Origin of the sequence: Micrococcus sp. MS-ASIII-49, assembly GCF_000946635.1 — a bacterium.
Lineage (GTDB): Bacteria > Actinomycetota > Actinomycetes > Actinomycetales > Micrococcaceae > Micrococcus > Micrococcus luteus.
Map to the genome: position 1 here is coordinate 1 of NZ_JXSP01000158.1, position 1,914 is coordinate 1,914.

At 65.2% G+C, this 1,914-nt stretch carries 1 protein-coding gene; it reads right to left on the reverse strand.

The genetic code is table 11. The features are described 5' to 3' along the window. Positions 1–490 precede the first annotated feature (490 nt). On the reverse strand, positions 491–1,834 hold the full coding sequence (locus SJ20_RS10285) for an IS256-like element ISMlu11 family transposase (protein WP_044658726.1): 1,344 nt from the start codon (positions 1,832–1,834) through the stop codon (positions 491–493). Positions 1,835–1,914: the final 80 nt, after the last annotated feature.

The following is a 1,914-nucleotide window of genomic DNA, read 5'->3' on the forward strand; positions in this document are numbered from 1 at the left end:
CACCACTTCCAGGGACTTGACCGAGGTCCTGTTTGGCCGTCGAGACCCGCGCGTAGCCCAATTCCATGCGCCCAGCGTACCGGAAGTCGGTTCCGTACGACCTAAATGGTTCAGCACTTTTGGTCCAAGTTCTGGTACAGGAATCGCCGATCGTGCACATTGGGCAAGGATCCCCACGCGGGCCGTCCCACTACCAAGGAAGTGGGACAGTCGCCCGAGAGCGATCAACACGTCGATCACCTCGAGCTCGGCCGGCCCGACGACTCCGATCGGGACGCAAGACCTCGATGCCGCCATTTAGCTCCGTCAGAACACCGCCACTTATCGATGCGGTTCACACTCGACGACTTCTTGTGAGGGATCGTCATGTACGCAAGACCCGTACGGTGACGTGGGCGGTGAGGGGAGGGTAACTGCAACAATGGGGACATGCGTGTCGGCTACGCGCGCGTCTCGAGGGCGTGTCAACTTGTCTGTGTAAGCGGGGTGGTCACAGGTAGGGGTTGATCCGGTCGGGGTAGGCCGCGGCGAGCTGGGCGAGGGCCTGCTTCCAGTTCGTGACGGCCTGACCTTCGACGAGCCGGCCCTGGGCTTTGCGCTGGCCGGCGGGTTTGCCCCGGTCCCGAGCGCGTTCGGCGGCGCGTTTGTCTTCGATGTTGCAGATCGCCAGCCAGAGCAGCTTCACCGCCGCCTCGGTCGAGGGGAAGTGGCCGCGGTTCTTGGTCACCTTCCGTAGCTGGAAGTTCAGCGACTCGATGCTGTTGGTCGTGTAGATGACCTTGCGGAGCATGGGTGGGAACTGCAGGAACGGGATGAACCGCTCCCAGGAGTTCGCCCAGGTCGCGGCTGCAGACGGGTACTTCGTGCCGAGCTCGGAGGCCTCGAACTCGGCCAGCGCCTTCCTCGCGGTCTCTTCGTTGGGGGCGGTGTAGATCGGCTTCAGCGCGGCGGCGACCTTCTTGCGGTCCTGGTAGGCCACGAACCGCATCGCGGCCCGGATCAGGTGAACCACGCAGGTCTGGACCATCGAGTCCGGCCACGTCGCCTCGACCGCCTCCGGCAGGCCCTTGAGCCCGTCGCAGCACACGATCAGCACGTCCTGCACGCCCCGGTTGGCGAGATCGGCGCAGACGTGGGCCCAGAACGCCGAGCCCTCGGTGTCCTGGACCCAGATCCCCAGCACGTGCTTGATGCCCTCGAGGTCCACGCCGACGGCGATGTAGGCGGCACGGTTGAGGACCTGGCTGTTCTCTCGGATCTTGATCCGGATTGCGTCGAGATAGATCACCGGATAGAACTCCTCCAGCGGCCGCGACTGCCACGCCAGGACCTCTTCGCTCACGGCGTCGGTGATGTTGGAGATCGTCTCGTGCGACAGGTCCGTGCCGATCGTGGAGGCCAGGTGGTGCTGGATGTCCCGGATCGTCATTCCGCCGGCATAGAGGCTGATGATCATGTCATCCAGGCCCCCGAGGCGCCGCTGGCCCTTGGGCACCAGGCGCGGGGTGAACGACCCGCCCCGGTCTCGCGGGACGTCCAGCTCGATCGGCCCGACCTCGGACTCCACGGTCTTCGGGGTGGTCCCGTTGCGGGAGTTGGCGTGCTTCAGCGCCTCGCTCGAGCCCTTCTCGTAGCCCAGATGGCTGGTCAGCTCGGCCTGCAGGCCCCGCTCGAGCGCGGCCTTGACCAGCGCGGGCACGAACCCGCCGTCACCGGTGAGCTCGACGCCGCCCGCGTCGATCTGCGCGAACAGGGCATCAAGCTGCCCTGAGGCTTTCAGCTGCTCGACCAGGTCCTGGCCCGAGGGCTCGCCTGGGTTCTTCTCGTCGATCATGGTCATGATTCTTACCGTTCCTCTCGGTACGGCTTACACAGACCATCTGACACGCCCGCATCTTCAGCTGCCGCAACAGC